Raw genomic sequence first — 1,348 nt, 5'->3', positions numbered from 1 at the left:
ATAAGATTGAAGCACAGCCTTCAGGAGAAATAACGGAATAAATACTGTTTTGTAGCATATTTACTTTGTCACCGACCCCAATGGCCAATGCACCGCCTGAGCCGCCTTCACCGATGATAGTAACAATAATAGGCGCTTTTAAACTCGAAAATACAGCAATACTCTCTGCTATCGCTTGCGCTTGCCCACGCTCTTCGGCACCAATACCAGGGTATGCACCTTGCGTGTCGACAAAGGTCATTACGGGAATATTAAAACGCTCCGCCATCTTTACCAAACGTATGACTTTACGATAACCCTCAGGGTTTGCCATACCAAAGTTATGAGCAATGCGCTCACGCGTACTACGACCACGATGTTGTCCAATGACCATGACTGGCATACCATCCAAACGGGCCAATCCACCTACAATTGCTTTGTCATCGGCATAGGCACGATCACCATGCAATACATCAAACTCTGTAAACAGCTGATTAACATAGTCCATAAATAATGGACGTTTGGCATGCCGTGCAAGCTGAACGCTATCCCAGACGGTACTCATAGACGTTTCCTTTCTATCGTTTTGTATAATTTATATGATACTACGTGTCATGATTTATTTGAGGCTAAATAAAGTACAGTTGTAAACTCAATAAAACTTATAGTAGCACAATTTATATACCGTGGCATTTAACAATGCTTTTGTAATGTAAATATTTGGCTGACTGGCCTAACCAAAGCCTATCAGCTAAGCGGATGCCGTAGCTTCGATAACACTGAGCTTAATACCCCATTTTGCAAACTGCTCAATCTCTACATAAAGGTCTGAAAATAAAAATGCATAATGTTTTTTGTCGGTACTGACAGTAAGTTGCCAGCAGTTGGTATCAGTGATGACAAGGCGCATGTCGGGTAGATCATACTCACTACGGCTACGATGCGCTAAGACCGCAAGCCTTAGTAGTAAGCATAGATAGACCAAGTCATCACCGCCAATGTTACACGTTTGCTCAAGCATATCGCTCTTAAGCTTGCGTCTATGGTTGAGCATCAGCTGTGCCATACGCTTTTGGTCGACTTGCGAAAATCCCGGAATGTCAGAGTATTCAAGTAAGTAAGCGCTGTGCTTATGATAGCTGCTATGGCTAATCGCAAGACCGATCTCGTGCAGGTATGCTGCCCGTCTCAATACGTCAGCATCATCATTGGTCAATTGCAAGTCATCTTTAACTTGTTTGAACAGATGGCGACTGGTTCTAACCACTTGTCTGGCTTGTTTTTTGTCCACTGAATAGCGTTTGATTAATGCAAGCACACTACGGTCACGGACATCCTCACTAGCCAAGCGTCCAAGCATGTCATACAT

The 1,348-nt window shown here is 43.5% G+C and carries 1 protein-coding gene and 1 pseudogene; both read right to left on the bottom strand.

Features of this window, described 5'->3' with window-relative positions:
• Nucleotides 1-544 (bottom strand): carboxyl transferase domain-containing protein (locus ACS8FD_RS14735; protein ID WP_439276407.1); only part of this gene is annotated, 544 nt, incomplete at its 3' end.
• Between the two features lie 186 nt (nt 545-730).
• Nucleotides 731-1,348, bottom strand: a pseudogene (locus tag ACS8FD_RS14730) (exopolyphosphatase); the annotation flags it as partial.

Source organism: Psychrobacter sp. 1U2 (assembly GCF_051847575.1).
The sequence above is the reverse complement of the archived record's forward strand: the minus strand, read 5'-3'. Positions and strand labels throughout refer to the sequence as shown.